The following is a 23164-nucleotide window of genomic DNA, read 5'->3' on the forward strand; positions in this document are numbered from 1 at the left end:
AAAAAAGAAATAGACCTCCCTTGAGCTTGGCCGCTTAGGAGATCTATTTCTAGCAGACATTGAGCCGACACCCTTGATGGGTATCAGTTGTGCAAACGGCCGTAGGTGTTTCCCGCACCTGCGGTCATTTTTTAGTTTATTCATTCCTTGCAAGTTTATTCTACCATATGACGTGATGAAACCTCAACGCTATCGTTTCCCTATTTGTGATACGGTTCACCGTATCGCTCTAAGTTCTAAACGCGAGTCTGCCCACCCAACGGGCAGGCTCTTTCTTTGTGCTGTCAGGAGGGCGCAGCCCTCCATTCCCTGAGCCAATGATAGCCCTCTGTGACGGCGCGGGAATGCTGTAGATCATTAGTCTAGGTCAACAGGGGTAGCAACATACAAGGTAACGTGAAGCCCTCTGAGATGCCCGCCCTGTCCCCCATCATACCATATCCTGACACCGCTCACAGCCCCGTATTAGTCCCTCCTGCCCTCCCGTTGTAGCTATGAACACTATGGGTATCCCCCAGATTCTGACAGCCTACAGAGAGCTTATAGAAGCTCACTTTTTGCAACAAACTAAGCACCTTTTCCATGCTCCGTGTCATGGGGCCGGGGGGTTATTCAAAGCTCACCTCCACCCTTCGCCAAAAGGTAATGACGCACCTTCACACATAAAAACTCGGGCTTTTTCAAACAAAAGACCATGCCCGAAAATGATGCTCGGAATGGTCATAACCTGTGATCTATGTTTGCTGTTCAATCGTTTCCAAAAACGCCTCTATCCGCTCAGCTAGGGAACTGTTCTTCTCTACATGCCTTGCGTAGTAGACCAAAGACGATATTGCAGTTCGTTGTTTCAACGGGTCCCATAGTTCAACGATACGAAGCATATCACTTAGGTCAAGCGGTTTTACTCCAAGCTCTTCCAGAAGACTTCTAGCACCTTCACCAAACCCTAGTGCCACTACAACCCCTAGACCGCCACGTCGCCCAATTTCATTCGCGAATGCGGCAATGTCGGGGACATCATCTGCTTCAAGAACATATTGCTTGACTTCGGCAGAGAGCGCAAGTCTTGCACCATCCCAACCGTCTATGTCCCCTACACGTTGCAAGCGTTTCGAGCCAGTTCTTACCTTGTCAATCTCGATCTGTAAATGGGGGTTGTCGGCTCTCAAAAAACCGAATACTGTCCCTTGATACGCCGCACCGGTAGGCTCACCCTTCTTTGTCTTTGCAGAGAAGTCGAACCCTTCAAGGAACAATTGAAAGAGGGGCGCCTCCCTCTTGACAGACGACGGCTCGAAGGCTTGACTTTTAAGTTCTGTCAGAACAAAGTCGGCTATCATACCACGTAATGTTTGAAGCTCTTCCTCAGAGAAAGTAGCTAGTGCATCAAGCCAATGCCTGTAATCCCCCCATGCCTGCGTAGCATGAGGGGCACAACTTGGATAATCAAAACGCTTGTGTTCGGCTCTAAAGAAACGTTCTGCGGCATTATAGAACGGACGAAGACTTATTGTGTTGCCGTCCTCTCGTTCAACTATTAGAGTGTTTGCCTGCTTACCAGCGGCAGTAGTTGTTTGACGTGGAAAAACTCCAAGCAATTCCTCAAAGCTACTTAGCCCCTTGCTTGGTATGCCTAGTTCCAGATAAAGGTCAATAAACGCCATGAGAAGACCCGCTGAGAATTTTCGTTTTGGGAAACCTTGTGTGAATGATTCAAACAACTCGGTCAAGTTCACTTTTCCTTCACCACCATTTTTGACAATGGTTCAAATGCTTGTTTAGCCAACTCGAAGTATTCTCCATCACGGTCAGTACCAATTGCTCTGTACCCTACAGCTTCAGCGGCGGCAAGAGTCGAACCGCTACCCGCAAATGGGTCGTACACAATCCCAATCCCAAGTGGCAATGACGCACGTACAAGTTGACGCAGGAAACGTTGTGGTTTTAACGAGGGATGCGGAGCTATCTCTTTTTCAGTCTTTCGTGTAGGAGAACACTGGATGACATCTTTGAATGGTTCAGTGTCAGAGATTCTACGTAGTCCGCCTGTACCATAACGTCTAAGGTTTTCTGCGACAGTTCCGTTAAACGGCTTACGGAAAATGCCCCAAGGCTCCCAACATGATCGTGCCATGACGGAGACATCGAAGAACTCCTGTTCTGCGCCCTTGGGACGATCTCCCCCCCGCAAAGTTTGAACGAGACGGATAACCTCTCCTCGCTTCTCTAGCCCCGCTTGTGTGAAAGCATGGAAAGTCCACGAGGAAAGTAGCGGGTTCGATGCAACAAAAATATGACCACCGGGAACGAGTGCTTGTTTGAGTCCGTAGGCTAAAGCGTTAAAGAACGAGTAGAGTTCTGCGATTTCATCCTGTGAGAGAACAGTAAAACGAGGTAGTGGACTGCGTTTAGCACCATCGAACGACGGCGGGATACGCCATACCCCACCACTCCCACTTTTCAACTTGTCATGGTGTTTGTCCTCGTACTCGATGAGTCCATAAGGCGGGTCGGTAACGACAGCATGAATTGACTCTGGCGGCAACTCATTGACCCAACGGATTGCGTCTGCCAGAACATATGTAGCACCGTCTGACAAATGATGACGTTGTCCAACACCTATTTCCCGAATCCTATTCCAACTGTCGTTCTGCCGCTCCAGAAGTAACTGTTTCCAATCTATGTCATGATCTCGTGCGGCTTGTCCCACTGATCTGCGACCACCTTTCATATCTTTCAAGTTGCTAATATTATAGCATAGCAGACTTCAAGCGTCTCGACCATTGAGGTAGGGGGTTATTCAAAGCTAACTTTTACTAATCAGCAAAACATATAGGCGCACCTTCACACATAAAAACTCGGGCTATTTGGGGTTCTTTAGTCAAGTAAAGGGATTAGCATACATATAACCAATCCCCTGACATCCGATCTTCCGAACGGCGAAACAGCGTTGCACCCAATCCTTTAGCGCACTAAAGAACTTATTCATCCGAACGAAAAGAAGCCCCCCGATCTTGGAGGCTTCCCGAAAGGTCAGTTTGCTTTTGTAAAGAACGTTGGAGCTTCATCCATGTTGTTCATGCCAACCTGAAAGTAGTCGTTTGCTGTCGCCAGATCAGAACCGCTTCCGCTCTTGGCATATTTCAGTAATGCTTCGTCGCCCTTCACGAAGTCATCAATAACTATCCGTACTTGCATGTGCTCATCAACGTACTTCGGCGGCGGCTGGATTGCTTCAATGTTCTTTTGAATCTTCTCAAGTTTGCGCTTCTGTTCCTCGACAGGCTTCTGTATCGTGCGGTAGTCATCGACGTGGAAGCTCTTGCCTTCCTTGACAACGTTCATGAACTCGGTCAGTTCAGCTTTTGTCTTGGACACATACTCTTCATCGGTTAAGAGCTTATCCGACGAACACCCCACCATAGTCAACGAGGCTACCAGAACTGCCAGTATCAAGAATCGTATACCATTTCTCATTCCCACTCCCCCATTCCAATTCCTTGAAATCTGACTTCAAGGACCATGATACAACGGAATGATACTTATGAGAATCATTTTCGATTCTTGATTATACATGTTCGTGTCCACCTTTATTCCCTACGCTGTAGGAGAGGTGTGGAAACGATGAGCGACATTCTTATGCTTGTGGGGTTACGGGTTCGTGATCTACGGAAACAGCGCGGGTACTCTCAGGAAGAGTTAGCGGAGAAGGCGGGGACGCACTTTAGCTATATAGGCGGTATCGAGCGAGGGCAAAGAAACGTCACTGTCAAAACGTTGGAGAAGATCGCCGAATGCCTTGACGTGGAAGTGTTCGAGTTCTTCACGAACTTACACCATGACGACGAGGATGCAGAGAAGACAGAGCTTCTGCACCAGATAACCGCCATACTGGAGACGTTCGGAGTCAACGGACTTGTATCCGCTCGGAACATACTAAAGGAACTCTCAAAGTCACAGCGACCCGATGAACGCGAAGGCATCTGACAGGATGCCTTTTTTTGTTGGGCAAGAATGCAACCAGAAAACTTGTCACGAAATTAAACCGTTGTTACTGTATAGTTTCCTTGTTAATATCCACTTGTAAGGGCATCCAGCTACCGGAGCTTCCGACATGGGGAAATGGGTAGGGGGCTAAACACCTGAGAGGGGATGTCCTTACAAACCATCTAAGGAGTGAAAGTCATGCCAGTGGCGGCTTTTGCTCATTTTGGATGGCCTCCCAAATGTCATTGCCCTCACCACGTTCTCGACTACTGCTGATTGACGCGAATGAAAACGGACAATGACATTCATTGAGGTAGCAGGTAAGCCTTACTGCTACCTTATTTTTTTGAGCATCTAGCGGCGAGGTGTGGGAACCGTGGAGGACTTGGCAAGCATTGAGACAACAATCCATCATCTCAGGACTGAGATGGTTCGGGCATATGAAATGGTGGGCGACCTCGGACATGAAACCGTGATCGCCCTGAGTCAAGAACTTGATCTGTACCTTGTGATGTTTCAGCAACAAACTAAAGGGAGCCAGGGCGAAGCGGGGTCAAGCGGTGAAGACAAAGCCTCGATCTTTTAGGCTGTCTTGGATAACCTCTCTCATGAGACGGAGACAGTCATAAGCGGTTTTCACGTCCCCCGCCTTCTGGTGAACCTCTGCTAAGAGCGAGTAGCAATCTGCAATGTCGGCTTTCAAGTCATGCGACTGATACAGTTCAATTGCTTGTTCGAATGCCTGTACCGCTTCGATGTGCTTGTCCAAGCTCCCAAGGGCAAGACCCCTGACCCTGAGAAGTGTTGCAGCCGCCGCTGAACCGGCGGGTGCAATAGCAAGACCTTCCTCAGACGCTTTAAGGCTCAACTGTGGCTTCTTCTGCTGGATGTAAAGCAGGGCAATGTCACCATAGATCACCGCCGCCTCGTCGGTGAAGCTGTTTGACTTGCAAAGCTCTAAGCATTCTTCAAGGCTGTTGAGAGCCTTGGCTGTCGGCTTCCCGCTCTGGCCCGCGGTGACAAAGTTGCGTTTGACCTCAATTGCCAGCTTCATGTTCTTGACCGATTCGAACAGCGCAACAGCATACGAAGCGTATTCGGCGGCAAGATCAAACTCCCTTTGCTGGCGGAGACTCAACGCAAGTCCTAGATAGGTCTTCCCGATCTGCTCAAAGTTGTCCGTGTCAGCTAGGAGCTTCTTCGCTTCTTGAAAATACGTGAGAGCGTCATGTGTCTCCCCGAGATCGTTATGAATCGACCCGAGATTGTTAAGCAATTCCCCCTGTAGAAACGGCTCAGGAACGGTCAGTTGCGGGAAGAGGTCATAACCCTTCCGCCAGTAATAAACCGCTCTGTGGTGCTTCTTGCGGCGTTGCTCCAAGGCTCCCAATATGTTCAGAGCAGACAGCGCACGTTGGAATTGCAACTTATCAACGGCAAGCTCAACGGATTCATTCAGAACGTCGCTTGCTTCATCGGAACGATGCAGTTCCATAAGGCACTTCCCAAGATCAATCTTCACGTCTACCACATTCAGGTTCGAGGAGGGATTCTGGACAACCACTGTCAGAAGATCGACAGCACGGTCAAATGACCCCGAGGACATAAGTGCCTTTGCAACCTTGTGGGCTGTATGGTGCTCTAGTTGGCTTTCGAGATCGGCGAGGAAGTATTCCAATGGTTCCTCCAACCGTGCGGCAATCGCTTCAAGAACCTTGTACGAAGGGTTAGCCTTGTCCGATTCAATCTGTGAGATCATGGATGGAGTGACAAGCCCTGAACCCAAGTCACTTTGAGTTAGACCCTTCTTCACGCGAAGCTCTCTGATCTTGCTTCCTAACGACATACTCAATGCCCCCTTTGACATTGGTTAAACGGTTTTCTTCATCTGCAAAAGAGCTTTATGCCACTACCGTCAACCGCTTATACCGTCATGTTAAAGGGAAAAGGCGCAATAATAAACGTTGAATTGCAAGACAAAATAATCGTTGTCATTCTTCGAGTTCTTCAAACAGAAAAACCCCAGCGTTAGCTAGGGTTTGGAACGTTTACAGGTAACTATCCTTTGTAAGAGACGATACCATGAGGTTCTGGAGTCTCGAAGACAGCAATTGGTTTTCCAATACTCATGGGGCCGGGTCCTGTTACATCAGCGTTTTGTTGCTTTGGCGATGCAGTCACCCAAAGAACTGAACCAACGAGAGCCGCACAAGCCATGATCTTGACGAGTTTTTTCATCATTACACCTCCGGATTGGCGAATAGGTCGAGAGAGTGCCTTAACAGGTCACTAATACGTCTTGAAAGCTGGATAGCCTCGTTCGAGTCACCAAGTTTCAAGTAAGCGTCAACTGCAATCTCCAATGAATCAGCTTCGTCTCTCTTAACTCCTATTTTACCAAAGAGTTTCGATGAATTAAAAGACGTTTCAATCGCTTCACCATACTTTTCTTTTGCGTACAACGATCTTGCCAGCACCTTGTAGTAGAAGGCATAGCCATTATTCAGGTAGAACTCGGAAATCTCGAACGTCTGCATTACTTGAAGTGCTTCGACTAGGTTCTGATCTGCCTCTTTGACTTGCGCTTTCTCCAATTGCAGTTCCGCGATTCTTACATATGTGTAAGCAACCATGAAGTAATCTTTGAGGGATTTAAAGTTTTCAACACAAACTTGAAGCTCCTCAATCGCAAGGTCAATCTCTATTGCGGCTGTAACTGAGCTTGCAAGGTTGTACCGTACATGTTGAGCAAGTTCCAATAGGTTATGTGATTTATATATGGCAAAGGATTCGTTCAAATACCTCTCTGCAAGTTCCAACTTGTTCAGATCGCGATAACATTGACCCTGCCTAAATAGGGTATCTGCTAGCCTGATGTTGTCAGAAATCTCACGGAAGAACTGTTCTGCCTTTTCGAGATGTTCCGTTGCTTCCGAAGGCTTTTTCAGCCAACTGCACACCATACCAAGATTGTAGGATATTTTCGCCGCCAGTTCATCAAATACAGCGAACGTCAACGCAATCTGTTGTGCTCTCAGATAGTGTGCATGAGCATGGGTCATGTTTGAAGCAAGGAAGTAAGCATTGCCTAATCGGTTGAACACGTCTGCAACAAGGTGTTCGTCTGCTTGGGCCGATTCGAGGCTTGCACGAAGATCAGCGAGCAGATTAATGGCTTCTTCCGCTCTGTTTGTCCTCATGAATGATTCAGCTTTGTACACGGACACTTCTTGCTTCTGATGTTCTAGCAGATCGCCACGCTTTTCTAAATCAGCAATGTGTTTTAACGCATGGTGGTATTCCTTCCGCTCCACAAAGATTTTGACAATTACCACTAAGGTACTAACTTCTAACTCAGAGGTAGCCTCAATCAGTTCATGGAACGGGATACCCAGCGCGTCGCTGACGCGCTGCAACTTATCTGGAGAAGGTGTAAAAATACCGCCTTCTGCCTTGCTGATCGTGGACGGCGATACGTCTGCCTTGTCAGCAAGCTCCTTTTGGCTCAAACCGCGTTCCTCACGGAATCTTCGAATTTTTTCACCAACACTATTCTTCACTTCAGTTCCCATTTGAGAAGTCCTCCCGAGAAGTGTTACTGTTTCTGACAATTATAACAGAATAACGGTTCTTGGAATAGATTCAATTATTATTGCGCCATTCATATTTATAGAACCGATCTTTCAATGTAACTAAAGCTGTGTCAGGAGGAAGTGAAATGATGTACGAACCTTGGATGTATGCTCTTGGAGCCTTGGAGATCGTCTTTGTCTTGGTCACGATGATCTTATACCACAGACTCAAGTATGGTAGATCAAGACGAAAGTAGTATTTTATATCAATCCCGTCTCTGACCCCGCAAGCTCTTTCCTGACGGGATTGAGTTCCTAAGTCAACGAGATGTTAGACGAGTTGACTATGGAACTGGTCTTCTACGTCAGTAGTAATCACTATCTTGACCCCGAGCTTTACTCACCAATCTCTCTGTCGGTGAGTCCAGTCATGGAAGAGATTGGTACGCCTTACGGCGTGTATTTCTTGACTTAGTTTCTGAAAAAGATATATCCCCCCCCACGGGCAGAGACGGGAACTATCCCCTTGTGGGGCACTCGCCAGGTCCGGCTTGATCGAGTGTGTGTTGTTCGTTCACGTCTCCCTCACATCTCTGTGAGCGGGACGGTCGGTCAGTCGTGTGTCACGCTAACCACATCTGGAATTTGTTGCCACCGAGAGAACAGTCCTCGGCTCTGTCCCAGCTCTAACCAAGTCTTTCCCGACATGGCGCAACTCCACGTTCGGGGTGCTCACCATGCACAACATCCGCCCTCGTCGTATTGCTCCTGCAATACCCAAATGTACTTTGGTCTAGCGTCTGGGTTTACACTTCACAGCATGACCACTACAATCCCTTCGCTTACACAAGGAAACACCTTGCAATCAGCCAGTTCATATACAGCCACGCTCCATGTATTACTTCCCATGTCGTTCATGCCCCACAGCGCGGGCGGGAAGTAGGCTCGCTGTCGATATTAAGTTGCATCTATATTAGGGAATCGTTTTGAAAAGTTCTGCACGTAAAGGGGGTTACTCCCCCTTGAAAATCAGATCGGCGAATTGCTCACACAATGCGGATTCAGAAGCCATCATATCGTCAATAAGAGTCCGAATTGTTTCGGTCATTGCAAGACCATGTGTGACTTTGTATAGCTGGAGGAATCTGTATTGCTCAGGCTCCAAGCGAATCAATGTTTCGATCATCTTTAGTTCGCTCCTTTCTAGGTCAGAATTTCATTTTGTAGTTCCTGTTTGACTGCCTGACAAAGATTCATCACGGCACGCAAGGTCTCAGGCTCTACCATGTGGACTAGCATTTTGAACATGTGGATTAGGTTTGTTGCGTCAACTCCCCGCTTCAATGGGCTGTATCCTGCTCCCATTCTCACCAAGGCCAGAGAGCCTTTCGCCGCCAGATCAAGATTCATCGCCCTCATGATCGTCTGCTCATCCACCCCCATGACTTCCGCAAGGGAAGCCAGATCGAAGTATAGGCTAGTTCTCCGGCTCAGTGTCTTGGGGTCAACGGTCACATAGATCGTCAGACCGTTGCTCCCGTATGTCCGTTTCATTTGAACTTCGCGCATGTGTTGCAACTCCTTTCGTGTTTGTTGGTGACACGTTGGCAGCGGTGGGTGGGCAAGCCCACCGCCGCATCTATCGAAGTGGAGGATGGGACGACGATAAGGGAAAGTTGCGGAAACCCTTTTCGTCCTCTCCTCTTATAAGCTTCTGGCAAGCCTATAAAGTATGCTATCGGTCTACCATCATTTCGGGGTATTCCGAATGTGTCCTTACAGTCTAATTTTCGACTATAAGCGGGTCGGTGTCGGAGTCGTGATCTTCTCCCCGATCTTCTTCCCCTTCTTCCTTAGAAGCCTGTTTTGCAAGGTATTCGCTGACGATCAGCGCGGCAATCTGGACAAGCAAGTCCAGTGTCTCGCCGCTCAACTGTATTTTTTCTTCATCCACGGCTGATGACCTCGCTTTCAACTGTCGTTGACGATAGTATGCCACAACAGACCCCTTTTATCAAGTATAGTTGTAACAGTTGAATATTTGACTATAACATATGGTTGCTTATAAACGGCGGTTGATGTATGCTAGTGGATGAAAGGAGGTGTCTGTAGTGATCGTAAGAGAAGTCACCACAAAAGAATTGGAACTCCTCGGGGGAATGACCATCGGGGAACGCCTGAAATGGATACGTGAACAACTACAGGCGATGTACAAAAAGGGCTACAGCATTAATAGCGTAGCGAAGGACACGGGGGCTATCTCAGCACAGGGCTTATCTGCCATTGAAACAGGCAAAACTTCTAGCCCGTCTGCGAAGACCATTCAAGCTCTTGCCGACTACTACCGTGTACCGCACAACGTCATATTCGACGAATACTATACGACCGTGAACAAGCCGTTCAAACTCGGGGACGTTGGGGAAATAGAGCAAATAGTTGCCCCCGCCAAACCCGCTACAAGTGAATACCAGATCAGCATAGTCAGTTCCAAAAAGGAAGTCCTGAACCTGTCAGCAAGCCTTACCCCTAAGCAACTTGAAAGGCTCATGAAGCGAATCAAGTTTGAACTCGACATGTTGAAGGAGGAAGAATGATGGAAAAGGTCAATGTCGCGCTTTATATTCGTGTCTCGACAGAAGAACAGGCGGAAGAAGGCTACAGCCTCGAAGCACAGTCAAATACCCTCAACGCCTACTGTGAGACACACGGTTACAGAATCGTCCATGAATATAAGGATGAAGGGATTAGTGCAAAGAACATCACGGGAAGACCGGGGCTGTTGCAGTTGCTCAGGGATGCGGAACAAGGCTTGTTCTCCAAAGTTATCTTCTGGAAACTGTCCCGCCTTTCCCGCGATCAGCACGACCAATGGACTATCGTGAAACAGCTACAACGTCACAACGTGGAAATTTGCTCGATCACAGAGCAATTTGACACCACTACCCCAAACGGTCGAGCCTTCTTCTCGTTGCTAGGTACGTTTGCTCAGTTGGAGCGGGAAACCCTTGGAGAAAACGTCAGGCTAGGGATGAAGCAAAAAGCCAAGGAAGGCGAATGGAACGGAGGAACAATTCTTGGCTATGACACCGTAGAAGGGAAGTTGGTAGTAAACGAATCTGAAAAGCTCCTTGTTCATCACATCTTCGACCTCTACACGCAAGGCAAAGGGCTTAAAGCCGTTGCAAACCAACTGAACAAGGAAGGATTCAAGACCAAGAAGGGCAACCCGTTCTCTATCGGTGCGATTCGCACGATTGTACACAACCCAACTTACATCGGGAAGATCAGATGGGGGCAAGTCGAGAAGTGGAGCGAAAAACGACGCAACGGCAAGAAAGACCCTCTCCTTGCTGACGGTCAACATGAACCGATCATCTCAGTCGAAGTTTGGAACCAAGCACAAGGACTGATTACTAAGAAGACCACCAAGAACAACCGCCAGTTCACAGGAAAACACATCCTTGCGGGTTTTCTCAGATGTCCGACATGTGGAGCCGCAATGGTCGGCAAGAACGACAAGCGTACCCTTGCTAGTGGAGAGAGAAAGGAATACCTAAAGTACGTTTGTGGAAGGTCTCATCGAAGCGGTTCGTCTGTTTGTTCTAGCAATACCGTTAAGTTGGAAGTGATTGAACAGGAAGTTGCCGAACGGCTCTCAGGGATCGTACAACAGCCCGAGATTATCCGTGAGATCATCCGTAAAGTGAACTCGACCCGCAAGCAAAGGAGCAAGCCATTACAGGAAGAATTGGCTGTACTTGAAAGGCAGATCGGACAGATCGACGGCAAGATTGATAAGACCTTTGACCTGTTCTATGCTGATGCAATCGACAGCAATGAGCTAAAGAAACGCAAGGACGCACTCGAACAAGAGAAGGTTGGTATGGATAAGCGTCGTCAAGAGATCATGTTTGAACTGAAAGACGATCAAGACACGGAGCTACCTGAAAAACAAATCCTCGACGTTATCCTAGACTTTGCCCGCGTGTTCGCAACTGCCGAGCCTGAGAAGAAAAAGCTGTTCCTGAAAACACTGGTCAAGGACATCACACTGACCCCTCAACGTAAGCTCGACAAAATCAATCTCCATATAGAAATCCCGCGAAAGACCCCAACACAAAAAGACCTCAGCCAACAGGAAAAAGCTGTTGGCGAGGTCTCCCCTCTACTTCATATGTCGCACTTAGCGATGATACGGTTCCCCCCGCTGAATCCGAAAGGCCCTGTACACCTGCTCCAACAAAACCACCCGCACCATCTGGTGCGGAAACGTAAACTTCGAGAACGACAGCTTGTAGTTCGCCCGCTGAAGCACCGTCTCGTGCAACCCGAGCGACCCGCCAATGACAAACGTAAAAGTGCTGTACCCCTGATTCGCCATCTTATCCAGGTGCTCCGCAAACTCCTCGCTCGTCAGCGACTTCCCCTCAATCGCGAGGGCAATCACATAATCCCTCTCCCCCACTTTCGAGAGCAACTTCTCCGCCTCTTTCCGCTTGATCTGCTCTTCCTGCGCGGGCGAGGCGTTATCCGGCGTCGGCTCGTCCGGGATTTCCACAACCGTTACCTTGGCATACGAAGAGAGCCGTTTCTTATACTCCTCCACGGCTCCCACCCAATACTTCTCTTTTAACTTTCCTACCGTCAGCAAGTTAATATTCACGCCTCGACTCCTACCCCCTGTGCGCTCGAAAGACCTTAGACGATCAAATACTTCGGCTCGTGATCACAGAACTCGCACTTCGCAGGCGCACTCCATGCGGTGAAGGAGATCTCCTTCAGGTTGTACACGTCCGGCGCTTGGCCTTCATACTCGTCAACGAATTCATCCAGTGCGATCTCGACATGCTCTTTGCAGACAACGTACACAGATTCCACCTCGGTTTCACCTCGTTAGCTTGTTCTCTTATACTAGCAGTCTCCCCCGATTTTGTCCAAAACACAACAGGCAGACCTCAAATGAGATCTGCCTGTTTTTGCTTTACTTCACGTCCCCTTGCTTTCCAAGGGTCATCGTGATCGTCTTCTTATCTTTCCCGCGGTAGAACTCAACCGTGATCTTATCCCCCGGTTGCTTCTTATACAACGCCTTGCGCAGCGCGATCTGATCGTCCACCTGCGTGTCGTCGATCTTGGTGATGACGTCGCCGACGGCCAGGCCCGCTTTTTTCGCGTAGTCGGAGATGTCGTAGATCACGACGCCGGTATCCACGCTTACATCCGCCGGCTTCTGTCTTGCGGACAGGTCGGACAGGTTAACCGGCGTGATCCCCATCACCGGACGGTCGATCTTGCCCTTATCAATCAGTTGTTGCACAATCGGCTCCGCTTCCGTGATCGGAATCGAGAAGCCGATCCCCTCCACGCCGGAGGTCGCGATCTTCGCGGAGTTGATGCCGACCACTTCCCCGTTGATGTTCACCAGCGCGCCGCCGGAGTTGCCCGGGTTGATCGCGGCGTCCGTCTGGATAACGTTCATCGAATACACTTCCTGCCCCGACTGCTCATCGGTCACCGGCAGTTCGCGGTTCAGCGCCGAGATGACGCCCACCGTAACCGTCTGCGCGAACTTCGCACCCAGCGGGTTGCCGATCGCAATCGCCGGCTCCCCGATCGTCAGCGAGTCGGAGTTGCCCAGTTTCGCCGGCGTGATATCCTTCACGTCGTTCGGGTCCACTTTCAACACCGCCAAGTCGGTGTAGAAGTCCGTCCCCAACACTTTCGCTTGAATTTTCTTCCCGTCCGGCAGCGAAACTTGCACATCGTCCGCGCCGTCCACAACGTGGTTGTTCGTGATGATGTAACCCTTCGCGTCAAACAGCACGCCGGAACCCGTGCCCACTTCGTCTTCGTTGGTCTTGGTGCGGCCAAAGAAGTCTTTTTGCTTTTGCATGTTCGACACGCCGACAATCGCCGGTTTGACTTTGTTCACGGCTTCGGTGATCCCCGTGTTGACGTTGACGCTCATGTTCGTCGCGTTGCCAATGGCGGTGCTGCCCGCCGTGGTGGAAGTATGCGAAGAAGAATTGTTGCCGTTCACGTTGATGACGTTGGCGTTGATCAGCTTCGGCACCATCACCAGCGTTGTGCCCGATCCGATCACCGCGGACACGAGCGCCACCGCGACCCAACTCGTCAAGTTGCCGCCGGACTTTTTCTTCGGCTTGTTATCGAAATCATCGTAGAATCCCATATGAAGAACCTCCCATTTTGTAAGGTTTCTGTTTACCAGTATCGGTTGTTGACCTTATTATACAAACCTGTTTGGTTTCTCCTCAAGGGCTCAACTTTCCAATTCACAATTCGTTCAACGGGTTGTTTGCAGTCTCTACACATTTCTCTAAGGAATTTCTAAGGGAAGGTATACGCTGCCAATTCCGTGCCCATACTGACAACTAGGCACGGACGAAACAAGTTCGCAAAACGGAGGGATCTTCTCATGAACCGACTGGCAGGCTTCGGCGAGGTCGACATCATCGCCCAACTCGCGGATTTGAAGGAAGTGGATTACAAAAACACTCTCGTTCTCACCGCGATTGTGGAACTTCTGGTGGACAAGGGCCTCCTAACCCGACAAGAAGTCATCCAAAAAGCCCGCCAACTCGATACCGATCTCTCCCTGGAGCTCGATCGTTCGCTGTATGCCAACTAAGCTGTGAGCCAGCTTGCTTTTGTCTCCCCCTTCTCTATATTGAAAGCCCACCTCGTTCGCTTGAGGTGGGCCCTTTTTTTGATAAAAAAATCACAGCCGCTTGATCGACTTCAGCGGCGTCGGTTTGTCGCGGTACGTATCATGCAGCACCACATCCTGCCCGACGGCAATGCCGTTTTGCGTCAAGATGCCGCGCACGGTGATCTCGGCGATCTCCGGCATGTTGTTGTCCGGGCTCAAGTGCGCGAGGTACACGTCTTTCGAGTTCCCCGCCAACACTTCCGTCAGCGCATCTCCCGCCGTCTCGTTGGAGAGATGGCCTTTGTCGCCCAAGATGCGCTTCTTCACGTTCCACGGATGCGGCCCGACGCGCAACATCTCCACATCATGGTTCGATTCAAAAATGAACGCGTCCGCCCCCGTGATCGCGTCTTTCACCCGGGTCGACACATACCCCAAGTCGGTCGCGAGCGCCAACTTGGTCTCCCCGTGATAGAAGCAAAACCCGACCGGTTCGCGCGCGTCGTGCGAGATCGGAAACGGCTCGATCTTCAGATCGCCGAACGACAGCGAATCTCCGACCGAAAACGTATGTTGCTTTGCCGGGTCGATCTCCCCGACGTACTTCTCCATGCCTTCCCACGTGCCCGCCGTCGCGTGAACATCCAAGTCCTGTTTGCGGGACATGACCCCGACGCCGCGCACATGGTCGGAGTGCTCGTGCGTGACGAGCAAGGCTTCTATTTTTTTCACATCGGCGCCGATTTCCGTCAGGGCCGTGGTGATTTGCTTGCCGCTGACACCCGCGTCGATCAACACGGCGGTCTCGTCGGTCTCGACAAAGATCGCATTCCCCGTACTGCCGCTTGCCAAAACGCTAAAGCGTATCAACTGCTGTTCCTCCCGCCCAATTCTAAGCTGTTTCGAAAAAACTCCTGAAAAAAATCCCCTACGGCGTTCCGTTTTCCACTTGCCCCGTAAACGCGTTGACATAGTAGACTTTCTGATCGGTGACGATCCGCCACATCGGCCAGAGGTACCACACGTCCGCATCGTCGTAGTTCGGGCTGTAGTAGCCAAGTTTGATGTCGCGGATGGCGACCGGAGCGCCGCTGTTCCCGTCCCCGGCATTCGCCGGTTGCAGATGCGCAGGCGTCCCCGGATCGAGCGAGTCGGCCACGGCGCGCACGGCGCTGATCGCCGAGAGCACGCGCTGCCCGCTCTCTTGCTCGTCCCCGACCTCGAGTGCTTTCTGATTATAGCCCACGATCTCCGAATTTTGAAGGTGCACTTCCAACAACGCCGAGAAGATCGGATACTTCTGGTAACTTTGCAGATAGCGAACCACGGAGCGGTCATGGTTGATCAGGTCTTCCCGATACAAATCTTGGTGCCACACGGTGCCGTCGATTTTCGCCATGACGAGCGCTCCGAGCTTTGAGGGCGTCGAGTCTCCGTCCATCCTGAGCGTCGGCGTATACCGCATCGTAAAATACCCGTTGCCCGTCACGCCGAACTCGCCGTCGTTCGTCTTGAACTTCATCGTGCCCTTGCTCTTGTCATCTTCAACCAACGACACCCCGTGAAACGTGTCCTGCGCGATGTCGGCAAACGGTTCCTTGGGATGGCTCGCCTGCAAGAAGTGCATCACCGGCGTCTCTTTGGGCACTTCCGTCTGCAACACCATCTTGCGCTCCGAGAGCACGTCCTTCAACTCTTGCAGCTGAGAAGAAAACGACTGCACATACTCCGCCGCTTCCTTCTGCGCGCTGTAAAACTGATACCCGAGCAGCAGATCGAGAAGCAGAAACGTCACGATGAAGTAGGTTTTGGCTTTACTCCAATCCAAGCAACATCCCCTCCTCGCTGCGCAGCCTCTCCCCCGTCGCCGCGTCAAACATGCCGACGCGGTCATCCGGTGCTTGCTCGACCACCCAAACCGGACGCAGCGCGCAAATTCCCTCGCGCGGCTCGCCCAACAGATACGCCAAGTAGACGTTGGTGATCCGGTTGCGATCCAGCCACACGCTGCTCTCCACCAGTTTGAGCAACTCCGGCCCGGAGAGGATCTCGACCGTATGATCGTTGTACGCCTTCACGTAGTTGTACTGCGAACGCGACATCTGCGCGACATCGCTTCGGTACACGCGGAGGTCGACCGTCGTTTGCTCCCCGATCACCGGCAAACCGTTTTGATACAGGCGGAACTGGTAGTCGTGAATGTCGTTTTTGTTGCTTTGCCCGGACTTGCGCTGCGCTTCGTACAAAAACACACTGCCCGCAAACCCTCCGTGTTCGTTCACGAAATCGAGCGCCCGCACTTCGCCGTATTCCCCTTCCGGCCGCCGGACCGACGTGCGGTCGACCGTGAGATTGCGGTACTCGATGATTCTGTCCAACGCTCCGACGCGCACGGAACGGTTTCCGTCGGTCACGATCTCCGAACCGTCTTTCTCCAACACCCGCGACGTCAACGAATTGTCGAGAAAAAACGAATCGATCAACCGCTGGTTGTGCGTCTCCAAGTTCAACTCCAGCGCGTACTTCGGCAACTGGATTCGGTTCAGCGGCAAGTAGAAGTTTTTGTACAAACTCTGCCCGAACATGCCGTACTCCGGCTCCTGCTTCCCTTTGTCCAGAAGCGCCGCCATTTTCTCCTTCGGCACGACCACATGCGCGAGGTACATCCGAGCATCCGGTCCTCCGTAGATCAACGCCCGGTAGTCGTTTTCTTCGGGCAGCTTGAACAGGTACAGCGAGCGAATCTGCATCTGCGGGTCGATCTGCGTGTTGAATTTCAGCATGCCGTTGTCGCTCAACGCTTGAGCGGGCATGTAAGCGTCAAACTCAAACTGCAGGCCGGGGATCTCGTCGACGATCTTGCGCCATTCCGTCTCCCCGTATTCGGTCGTCAATTGCGTATCGAGAAACGTGGACTTCTCCAGCAGCGACATCCCGTCTTCGTAATTCGGTTGCCCGGGAAATAAAACGGTGTGCTTCCCTTCTCCCAGATGCAACACGATCTGTTTGGGCGACGCCACCGTTTCAAACCCACGGTAGTAACTCGGGTCGTTCACCCCGATGTTCGAGGAGTACTGCGGCTCATCAATCGATTCGTACTGCGGCGTGATGCCCCAGATGCCCAGAGACAGCAGCAGCGAAATCAGGACGAGAGCGGTGAGGGTGACGTTTTTGACGCGTTCTCTCATGCGCTGCTCCCTCCTGTTCCGACCGGCAGCGTGAAGGAAACGGTTGTGCCTTTGCCTTCCTCGCTGTCGATTTGAATTTGTCCGCCGTGCGCTTCGACGATCTGGCGGGCGATGGAGAGACCCAGACCCGTGCCGCCGGCTGCGCGGGACCGCGCTTTGTCCACGCGGTAGAAACGGGTGAAGATCTGCGGCAAGTCGTGCTTGGGAATCCCGATGCCGGTATCCACCACTTGCACGAGGATGAACTTGCCGCTCGGTCGGTAGGCAATGACGCGAATGCGGCCGCCGTCCGGGGTGTACTTGATCGCGTTGGAGATCAAGTTGTCAAACACTTGGTCGAGCTTGTCCGCGTCGACGGCGACGCTCAAATTGCTCGGCACTTCAAACGCCAGCGACACTTCGCGGCGCTGCAACTGCATGGCGAAACGAAAGCAGGCGTTCTGCACCAGTTCGCGCAAGTTGTGCGTGACGAACTTCCACGATTCCCGGCCGGAGTCGAGGCGCGAGAGTTGGAGCAAGTCGGACACCATCCGCACCATGCGGTCCGTCTCCGTGTGAATCACGGAGAGGAACTTGCGGGCATGGCTCGGCGAATCGACGGCGCCGTCCTCCAGTGCTTCGATGTAACTCTTGATCGTGGTCAACGGCGTGCGGATTTCGTGCGAGACGTTGGCGACGAAATCGCGACGGGCGCGGTCTTCGCGCTCTTGCTCCGTCACGTCGCGCAACACGATGACCGCCCCGCGCTGTTCAATCGAAGAGCGGAACGATGCGGCATAGGCGTGCAAGATGCGCCCCGACGGGTTGCTCAGTGTGAATTCGTGCTCACCGGTCAACAGCTCCGACGCGGTGTCCGTTTCCCCGTCGCCGTCGGAACTGGTCAGGACGATGACGCTGTTCATCGGCTGCTCCAGCAGTTGGTCGGGATGGTCCGCCCCGAGCAACTTGGCGGCGGCGGCGTTGGCGAGCAAGATGCGGCCGTCGGAGCCGATCGCCACCACGCCGTCCGACATGTGTTCGAGAATCGCTTCGAGCTTGTCCTTCTCTTGGGCGTTCTCGCTGAGCGCTTCCCGCAGGCGGCGGCTCAATGTGTTGAACATCTCGCCCAATTGCCCGATCTCGTCGTCGCTTTTCACGGAGACTTCTTGGTCGAAATCGCCGCGCGCCATCGCGCCCGCTTTCTTCGTGATTTCGACGATCGGGTGGGTGATCGTGCGCGAGAGCAGGATCACCAAGAGGCCCGTAAGCAGTACGGCAATCCCCGTCCCCGTGTAAAAAATCACCGTGATGTCGTGGATCGTCTGGTACACCGACGAAAGCGGCGCGATGCAGTAGACGACGCCGAGCGTCTGCGAAGCTTTTTTCACGGGAACGGAGAGGTAGAGGTAGCGTTGGTTGTTTTTCGGGTCGACCTTGATCGCTTCCACCTGCGTGCCGAGAAGAGCGCGGGTGACTTCGGTCTGGAGGTTTTTTTGCCCGATGTAGTTCTTGTTGCCGGAGGTCGCGAGCAAAATCGAGTTCGCGTTGATGATGTTGATCTCCGCTCCGGCGACGTTGGCGAAGGAGTCGGCGAGGTAATCGAGATCGCTGGTGCTCTCCGGATGCTCGCCGTTGTCGCCCAAGTAGCGCGGCAACACGTCGGAGAGGACGCTGACCTGCCCGCTGACTTTGTCTTGAAAGGAGTTCAGGAAGTGTTCGTTGACGCGCTGAATGAAATAAAAGCCGATCACCTGGATCGCGACCAAGATCACGAGCAGGTACATCAACACCAATTTCCATTGGATGCTTCGAAGCAACCGCGCCTACCTCCTCAACGTGTAGCCCACGCCGCGGCGGGTTAGGATGTACTCCGGGTTGCTGGGATCGTCTTCGATTTTTTCCCGCAGGCGGCGGATCGTGACGTCGACGGTGCGGACGTCGCCGAAATAGTCGTAGCCCCAGACTTCTTGGAGCAGTTGTTCGCGGGTGAGCACCGTGCCGCGGTGTTTGATCAAGTGCACGAGCAGCTCAAATTCACGGTGCGTGAGGTCGAGGTTGGCGTCCTTTTTCCGCACTTCGTACGTGCCGGTGTCGATGACGAGGTCGCCGACCGTCCACTTCGGTTTTTGCTCGCTGCGGACGGTTTCCGGCTGTTGGCGGCGCAAGTTGGCTTTGACGCGCGCCATCAGCTCGCGGTTCGAGAACGGCTTCGTCACGTAGTCGTCCGCGCCGATCTCAAGGCCCAGCACTTTGTCGATCTCGGTGTCCCGTGCCGTCAGCATGATGATCGGGACGGTGGAGAACGTGCGAATTTCTTGGCAGACGGCGAACCCGTCCTTCTTCGGGAGCATGATGTCGAGCAGGATCAAGTCGGGCGATTCGGCCGATGCGCGGTCGACCGCTTCTTGGCCGTCGTGTGCGAGCACGACCTCGTAGCCCTCCTTCTCCAGGGAAAATTTTAAAATATCTGCAATCGGAAGCTCGTCGTCGACGACGAGGATCTTGTAGTCCATGTTGGGGGTCACCTCCAATCTCCATTGTAGCATATTGGGTCTTCTTCTTCGGGATGAGTTGCAGTACGATAGAGGTATCGAAAACGATTTCGGGTTCCGAAATAGAGGAGGCTTTGTGTGGAGCGGGAATCGCGTTTGTATCTGCTGATGATGGCGCTTTTTACGTTCGGCTCGACGATGTCGGGGCTTTTTCTCAACGTGTTTATCTGGAAGTTGCACTCTTCGTTTACGTTGCTTGCCGTCTACAGCATGATCTACTCGTTGGTGGTGGTGCTCAGTTTCCCGCTCTGCGCGAAACTGGCGCGGCATCAATCGCCGATGGGAAGTCTGCGGCTGGGGATTCTCTGCTTCATCGTGACGTACGGACTGATGCTGTACTTGAAGGAAGCGTCCGGCGATTTCATCTGGTTGATCGGGTTTGGCACCGGGCTTGGGTCGAGTTTCTTTGCGATCGGGATGCACATGCAGACGCTCGACTCGACGCGGGATGCGGGGCGAGATCGGTTCTTATACCTCAGCAATTTACTGAACAGTGTGGCAGGAATCGCGGCACCGCTCGTGTCCGGCTTCCTGATCGACCGCTTCAACGAGATGACGGGGTACTACTTCGTGTTCTCCGTGTCGCTCGTCTGGTATCTGCTGGCGGTGCTCGTCTCGATGAAGATTCGCGGTCAGTTCGTCGCCAAGGAATCGCACTTGCTCGAAGTCTGGAAACGCCCCACCCGCGAGTGGCGCGGCATGTACTGGATCACGATCGGCTCCGGCTTCGTGGAGGGCGTGTACGGCACGTTCCTGATCACGATGATGGGCTACGCGATTCTCAAAAACGAACTGTCCCTCGGGGGCATCACCACGTTCGCAGCCGTGATCTCCATGCTGACTTCGTTCGTGCTCTCCAAGGTGTCCAAACCGGAGTACCGCTTGCGGATCTACTTCATCGGCGCGCTGCTGATGTGCGTCTCGTCGATCTGGCTGAGTTTGCAGATGGTGTTCGTGGCGTTGGTGATCTACACCGTGCTCTCCAACGTCGGCATGAACTTGATCACGCAGTCGTTCTACGCCTGGACGTACGCGTCGTTTGAAAAAGACCCGCAGTACGCCGCCCGCCGCTTGGACTACGTGGTGATCCGCGAGATTCCGCTGGGAGTCGGGCGTACGATCGGGTTAGTTGTATTCCTGATCTTGCAATACTATGTCCAAGGCAACGTGCTCGCCGTCTCGTTTGCGGTGTTCGGCTCCGTGTTCATTCTCATGGTGCCGCTGTTGCGTTCGATTTGGATGGAGAAGAAAAAAGCGCCTAGACCCGCGGAGGTCTAGGCGCTTTTTCTGTGTCGTCTTCGTCTTGCAGGGCGTGCAGGCGCTGGAGCAAGGAGTTGAATTCGTTTTTGAGGCGATGGTATTCGTCGAGGGCGAGGTTGCTTTTGCACATGAGTTTGTGCGGCACCTCGGAGGCTCGGGCTTTCAGTTCACGCCCGGCGTCGGTGAGGCGGATGATCACCACGCGCTCGTCTGCACGGGACCGTTCCCGGGTGAGCAGCCCCGCCGACTCCAAACGTTTCAGAAGCGGGGTCAGCGTGCCGGAATCGAGGAAGAGCCGCTCGCCCAGATGCTTGACAGTCGCTTCTCCCTCTTCCCAGAGCACGAGCAGGGCGAGGTATTGCGGGTAGGTGAGGCCGAGTTCTTCGAGCAACGGACGGTAGAGACGCGTCACCTCACGGGTGCAGGCGTAGAGTGCGAAGCAGAGTTGGTTGTCGAGGAGGAGATGCTCGTCGGACATGGTCGGCCCCCTTTCTGTTTTTACTTCGCGAGCAGGGCTTCGATGTCGGCCGCGATTTTCGCCGGATCGGTGGTCGGAGCGTAGCGTTCGACGACGTTGCCCTGTTTGTCGACGAGGAACTTGGTAAAGTTCCACTTGATCGAATCGGTCAGGAAACCTCCCGCGTTGGCGGTCAGATACTTGAAGACCGGGTTGATGTTCGGGCCTTTGACATCGGATTTCTCAAACAGCGGGAACGTGACGCCGAAGTTCAGTTGGCAGAACTCTTGGATCTCGTCCGCCGTGCCCGGTTCTTGGTTGCCGAATTGGTTCGACGGGAAGCCGAGGACGGTGAAACCTTGATCTTGGTATTTGTTGTAGAGTTCTTGCAAGCCGGTGTATTGCGGAGTGAAGCCGCACTTGCTGGCGGTGTTGACGATGAGCAACACTTGGCCTTGGTAGTCGGACAGCGATTGTTCTTGGCCGTTCAGACGTTTCGCGGACAGTTCGTAGAGATTGGACATGGAGATCCCTCCTGGGCTGATTGGTTTTTTCAAATTAGATTGTGCGCAATCGAATTATCGTTGAGACTATCTTAGCATGCCCCGTCGGCGGGTCAATGTGAGCGGGCGCACACTTTCCGGTGCTTAGTGAAAACTTTCCGCGTGTCCTCTCCCCCCTCGCCGTGCAAACTACCGAGTGAAAAGGAGGGATTGCTCATGAACCAACCTCAGGAACAAGCGATTCTCGCCTACTTCAGTTCCCCGGACGAAGCGCAGATTGCCGCCGAACGGGTACAGCATGAGTTGGACATCGAAGACGTGCAAGTCGACCGCTTCTCGGCGGTGCCCGGCGACGGGATGGAGAACTTGGAGAACCCGATTCAGGGCGACTTCGGCTCGCACGGCGAATTGGTCGAAGGCGGTGACGGGATCGACCGCAACGTCGGCGTGGCGCTTGGGTCCGACCCCGCCGTTTCCGGCATGTCGGACGGGTACGACGACCGCGAGGGATTGCGCACGTCCGGTCGCAACTACCTCGTGACGGTCGTCGCGCCGATTGCGAAACTCGACCAAGCGCTGGACATCATCAACGAGTGCGGCGGCATGCACTGATCCCTCCGTATCGCTTCCGTTTTTTCAGGAAAAAACAAAAAGACCGCCGGGGGAGGGGCGGTCTTTTTGTCATGCTGCGTTATGGTTGGGTCTGGGTGGATTGGGATTGACCTTGCGTTGCTTGGCCTTGTTGCCCGTTCGCTTGGCCGTTTTGATGGCCGCCGCGACCTTTGCCGTGACCGCCGCGCTGGCCGTCGAAACCGCCTTTGCCGCCGCCGAATCCTTTGCCGTCGACTTGATCGGTTACGTGTTGGGTGACATTGGCTTTCATTTGCGTCGCTTGATCGGAGGTCATCTTGCCGTCCGTCACCGCTTGGTCGAGGCGTGCGTTTTCTTGCTTCACGAGCAGGTCGATCACCGCTTGCTTGTCGACGCCTTGCG

25 protein-coding genes and 2 pseudogenes are annotated in these 23164 nt (G+C 52.7%); 7 read left to right on the forward strand and 20 right to left on the reverse strand.

What is annotated here, in order from left to right; translation table 11 throughout:
- Nucleotides 1-734 precede the first annotated feature (734 nt).
- The 3 genes from EL26_RS02705 to EL26_RS02715 all read right to left on the reverse strand — a co-directional run bounded on the left by EL26_RS02705 (nucleotide 735) and on the right by EL26_RS02715 (nucleotide 3477).
- On the reverse strand, nucleotides 735-1730 hold the full coding sequence (locus EL26_RS02705; protein WP_038084159.1) for a hypothetical protein: 996 nt from the start codon (nucleotides 1728-1730) through the stop codon (nucleotides 735-737).
- A gap of 2 nt (nucleotides 1731-1732) precedes the next feature.
- Nucleotides 1733-2710 carry a DNA methyltransferase gene (locus EL26_RS02710; protein WP_202962841.1) on the reverse strand — a complete coding sequence of 326 codons (978 nt, stop codon included), beginning with the start codon at nucleotides 2708-2710 and terminating at the stop codon, nucleotides 1733-1735.
- Between the two features lie 323 nt (nucleotides 2711-3033).
- Nucleotides 3034-3477, reverse strand: a complete 444-nt coding sequence (locus EL26_RS02715; protein WP_038084167.1) for a hypothetical protein — start codon at nucleotides 3475-3477, stop codon at nucleotides 3034-3036.
- A gap of 147 nt (nucleotides 3478-3624) precedes the next feature.
- Here EL26_RS02715 and EL26_RS02720 point away from each other — a divergent pair, with 147 nt between their 5' ends.
- Both EL26_RS02720 and EL26_RS26630 read left to right on the forward strand, forming a co-directional pair.
- Nucleotides 3625-3987, forward strand: coding sequence for a helix-turn-helix domain-containing protein (locus EL26_RS02720; RefSeq protein ID WP_038084169.1), 363 nt, complete (start codon nucleotides 3625-3627; stop codon nucleotides 3985-3987).
- A 376-nt stretch (nucleotides 3988-4363) separates the two neighbouring features.
- Nucleotides 4364-4573, forward strand: a complete 210-nt coding sequence (locus EL26_RS26630) for a Spo0E family sporulation regulatory protein-aspartic acid phosphatase (protein WP_081856918.1) — start codon at nucleotides 4364-4366, stop codon at nucleotides 4571-4573.
- Here the strand turns inward: EL26_RS26630 and EL26_RS02725 are convergent.
- From EL26_RS02725 to EL26_RS25285, 6 genes are all read right to left on the reverse strand, one after another.
- Nucleotides 4541-5833 (reverse strand): helix-turn-helix transcriptional regulator, encoded by a 1293-nt coding sequence (locus tag EL26_RS02725; protein ID WP_038084170.1) that lies wholly within the window; start codon nucleotides 5831-5833, stop codon nucleotides 4541-4543. The two genes, EL26_RS26630 and EL26_RS02725, sit on opposite strands and share 33 nt — an antisense overlap.
- Before the next feature lie 212 nt (nucleotides 5834-6045).
- On the reverse strand, nucleotides 6046-6225 hold the full coding sequence (locus tag EL26_RS02730) for a hypothetical protein (protein WP_038084173.1): 180 nt from the start codon (nucleotides 6223-6225) through the stop codon (nucleotides 6046-6048).
- A gap of 2 nt (nucleotides 6226-6227) precedes the next feature.
- Nucleotides 6228-7559 carry a helix-turn-helix domain-containing protein gene (locus EL26_RS23335; protein WP_052035908.1) on the reverse strand — a complete coding sequence of 444 codons (1332 nt, stop codon included), beginning with the start codon at nucleotides 7557-7559 and terminating at the stop codon, nucleotides 6228-6230.
- A gap of 1012 nt (nucleotides 7560-8571) precedes the next feature.
- The gene (locus tag EL26_RS25280; RefSeq protein WP_161780648.1) at nucleotides 8572-8745 is read right to left on the reverse strand and encodes a hypothetical protein; all 174 of its coding nucleotides are present in this window, start codon (nucleotides 8743-8745) and stop codon (nucleotides 8572-8574) included.
- 17 nt (nucleotides 8746-8762) lie between these two features.
- Complete coding sequence (locus tag EL26_RS02740) at nucleotides 8763-9128, reverse strand: hypothetical protein (RefSeq protein ID WP_038084175.1); 366 nt, start codon at nucleotides 9126-9128, stop codon at nucleotides 8763-8765.
- Between the two features lie 214 nt (nucleotides 9129-9342).
- A complete protein-coding gene (locus tag EL26_RS25285; RefSeq protein WP_161780649.1) occupies nucleotides 9343-9513 on the reverse strand; it encodes a hypothetical protein in 171 nt (56 codons plus the stop codon).
- Nucleotides 9514-9670: 157 nt separating this feature from the next.
- On the opposite strand from EL26_RS25285, the gene EL26_RS02750 reads away from it, so the two are divergent.
- Entirely contained in the window at nucleotides 9671-10153 is a 483-nt protein-coding gene (locus EL26_RS02750; protein ID WP_038084179.1) for a helix-turn-helix domain-containing protein, read from the forward strand.
- A pseudogene (locus EL26_RS26110) lies at nucleotides 10153-11202 on the forward strand (recombinase family protein); the annotation flags it as partial. The gene EL26_RS02750 and the pseudogene EL26_RS26110, both read left to right, overlap by 1 nt.
- A 540-nt stretch (nucleotides 11203-11742) precedes the next feature.
- On the opposite strand, the gene rlmH reads toward EL26_RS26110, so the two are convergent.
- The 3 genes from rlmH to EL26_RS02765 form a co-directional block, all read right to left on the reverse strand.
- Entirely contained in the window at nucleotides 11743-12222 is a 480-nt protein-coding gene (gene rlmH / locus EL26_RS26115; protein ID WP_238546042.1) for a 23S rRNA (pseudouridine(1915)-N(3))-methyltransferase RlmH, read from the reverse strand.
- 35 nt (nucleotides 12223-12257) lie between these two features.
- Nucleotides 12258-12428, reverse strand: coding sequence for a CxxH/CxxC protein (locus EL26_RS02760; RefSeq protein WP_081856932.1), 171 nt, complete (start codon nucleotides 12426-12428; stop codon nucleotides 12258-12260).
- A gap of 112 nt (nucleotides 12429-12540) precedes the next feature.
- The gene (locus tag EL26_RS02765; RefSeq protein ID WP_038084183.1) at nucleotides 12541-13752 is read right to left on the reverse strand and encodes a S1C family serine protease; all 1212 of its coding nucleotides are present in this window, start codon (nucleotides 13750-13752) and stop codon (nucleotides 12541-12543) included.
- 246 nt (nucleotides 13753-13998) lie between these two features.
- On the opposite strand from EL26_RS02765, the gene EL26_RS02770 reads away from it, so the two are divergent.
- Nucleotides 13999-14211, forward strand: a complete 213-nt coding sequence (locus EL26_RS02770) for a hypothetical protein (protein ID WP_038084185.1) — start codon at nucleotides 13999-14001, stop codon at nucleotides 14209-14211.
- A gap of 90 nt (nucleotides 14212-14301) precedes the next feature.
- Here EL26_RS02770 and EL26_RS02775 read toward each other — a convergent pair whose 3' ends face one another.
- The 5 genes from EL26_RS02775 to yycF all read right to left on the reverse strand — a co-directional run bounded on the left by EL26_RS02775 (nucleotide 14302) and on the right by yycF (nucleotide 19912).
- The gene (locus EL26_RS02775) at nucleotides 14302-15099 is read right to left on the reverse strand and encodes an MBL fold metallo-hydrolase (protein WP_038084324.1); all 798 of its coding nucleotides are present in this window, start codon (nucleotides 15097-15099) and stop codon (nucleotides 14302-14304) included.
- A 61-nt stretch (nucleotides 15100-15160) separates the two neighbouring features.
- The gene (gene yycI, locus EL26_RS02780; RefSeq protein ID WP_038084187.1) at nucleotides 15161-16060 is read right to left on the reverse strand and encodes a two-component system regulatory protein YycI; all 900 of its coding nucleotides are present in this window, start codon (nucleotides 16058-16060) and stop codon (nucleotides 15161-15163) included.
- Nucleotides 16047-17420, reverse strand: coding sequence for a two-component system activity regulator YycH (gene yycH / locus EL26_RS02785; protein ID WP_038084189.1), 1374 nt, complete (start codon nucleotides 17418-17420; stop codon nucleotides 16047-16049). Before yycH ends, yycI begins: the two co-directional genes overlap by 14 nt.
- Nucleotides 17417-19216 (reverse strand): ATP-binding protein, encoded by a 1800-nt coding sequence (locus EL26_RS02790; RefSeq protein WP_038084191.1) that lies wholly within the window; start codon nucleotides 19214-19216, stop codon nucleotides 17417-17419. The genes yycH and EL26_RS02790 overlap by 4 nt, the downstream gene beginning before the upstream one ends.
- 6 nt (nucleotides 19217-19222) lie before the next feature.
- Nucleotides 19223-19912 carry a response regulator YycF gene (yycF, locus tag EL26_RS02795; RefSeq protein WP_038084326.1) on the reverse strand — a complete coding sequence of 230 codons (690 nt, stop codon included), beginning with the start codon at nucleotides 19910-19912 and terminating at the stop codon, nucleotides 19223-19225.
- Nucleotides 19913-20029: 117 nt separating this feature from the next.
- Between yycF and EL26_RS23340 the strand changes: the two genes are divergently transcribed.
- On the forward strand, nucleotides 20030-21229 hold the full coding sequence (locus EL26_RS23340) for an MFS transporter (protein ID WP_052035910.1): 1200 nt from the start codon (nucleotides 20030-20032) through the stop codon (nucleotides 21227-21229).
- On the opposite strand, the gene EL26_RS02805 is transcribed toward EL26_RS23340, so the two are convergent.
- Entirely contained in the window at nucleotides 21210-21689 is a 480-nt protein-coding gene (locus EL26_RS02805; protein WP_038084195.1) for a MarR family winged helix-turn-helix transcriptional regulator, read from the reverse strand. The genes EL26_RS23340 and EL26_RS02805 overlap by 20 nt on opposite strands.
- Before the next feature lie 20 nt (nucleotides 21690-21709).
- Nucleotides 21710-22192 carry a glutathione peroxidase gene (locus EL26_RS02810; protein WP_038084198.1) on the reverse strand — a complete coding sequence of 161 codons (483 nt, stop codon included), beginning with the start codon at nucleotides 22190-22192 and terminating at the stop codon, nucleotides 21710-21712.
- Nucleotides 22193-22387: 195 nt separating this feature from the next.
- On the opposite strand from EL26_RS02810, the gene EL26_RS02815 reads away from it, so the two are divergent.
- Nucleotides 22388-22783, forward strand: a complete 396-nt coding sequence (locus EL26_RS02815) for a hypothetical protein (RefSeq protein WP_038084200.1) — start codon at nucleotides 22388-22390, stop codon at nucleotides 22781-22783.
- Between the two features lie 79 nt (nucleotides 22784-22862).
- On the opposite strand, the pseudogene EL26_RS25290 reads toward EL26_RS02815, so the two are convergent.
- A pseudogene (locus tag EL26_RS25290) lies at nucleotides 22863-23164 on the reverse strand (hypothetical protein); the annotation flags it as partial.

Source organism: Tumebacillus flagellatus, from assembly GCF_000714935.1.
In the GTDB taxonomy this organism is placed as follows: Bacteria; Bacillota; Bacilli; order Tumebacillales; family Tumebacillaceae; genus Tumebacillus; species Tumebacillus flagellatus.

Excerpts from the sequence above, each read along its gene's own strand:
- EL26_RS02715 (WP_038084167.1), bottom strand. The coding sequence starts at position 3,477 with ATGAGAAATGGTATACGATTCTTGATACTGGCAGTTCTGGTAGCCTCG.
- EL26_RS02720 (WP_038084169.1), top strand. The coding sequence starts at position 3,625 with ATGAGCGACATTCTTATGCTTGTGGGGTTACGGGTTCGTGATCTACGG.
- EL26_RS02725 (WP_038084170.1), bottom strand. The coding sequence starts at position 5,833 with ATGTCGTTAGGAAGCAAGATCAGAGAGCTTCGCGTGAAGAAGGGTCTA.
- EL26_RS02730 (WP_038084173.1), bottom strand. The coding sequence starts at position 6,225 with ATGAAAAAACTCGTCAAGATCATGGCTTGTGCGGCTCTCGTTGGTTCA.
- EL26_RS23335 (WP_052035908.1), bottom strand. The coding sequence starts at position 7,559 with ATGGGAACTGAAGTGAAGAATAGTGTTGGTGAAAAAATTCGAAGATTC.
- EL26_RS25280 (WP_161780648.1), bottom strand. The coding sequence starts at position 8,745 with ATGATCGAAACATTGATTCGCTTGGAGCCTGAGCAATACAGATTCCTC.
- EL26_RS02740 (WP_038084175.1), bottom strand. The coding sequence starts at position 9,128 with ATGCGCGAAGTTCAAATGAAACGGACATACGGGAGCAACGGTCTGACG.
- EL26_RS02765 (WP_038084183.1), bottom strand. The coding sequence starts at position 13,752 with ATGGGATTCTACGATGATTTCGATAACAAGCCGAAGAAAAAGTCCGGC.
- EL26_RS02770 (WP_038084185.1), top strand. The coding sequence starts at position 13,999 with ATGAACCGACTGGCAGGCTTCGGCGAGGTCGACATCATCGCCCAACTC.
- yycH (WP_038084189.1), bottom strand. The coding sequence starts at position 17,420 with ATGAGAGAACGCGTCAAAAACGTCACCCTCACCGCTCTCGTCCTGATT.
- yycF (WP_038084326.1), bottom strand. The coding sequence starts at position 19,912 with ATGGACTACAAGATCCTCGTCGTCGACGACGAGCTTCCGATTGCAGAT.
- EL26_RS02805 (WP_038084195.1), bottom strand. The coding sequence starts at position 21,689 with ATGTCCGACGAGCATCTCCTCCTCGACAACCAACTCTGCTTCGCACTC.
- EL26_RS02810 (WP_038084198.1), bottom strand. The coding sequence starts at position 22,192 with ATGTCCAATCTCTACGAACTGTCCGCGAAACGTCTGAACGGCCAAGAA.
- EL26_RS02815 (WP_038084200.1), top strand. The coding sequence starts at position 22,388 with ATGAACCAACCTCAGGAACAAGCGATTCTCGCCTACTTCAGTTCCCCG.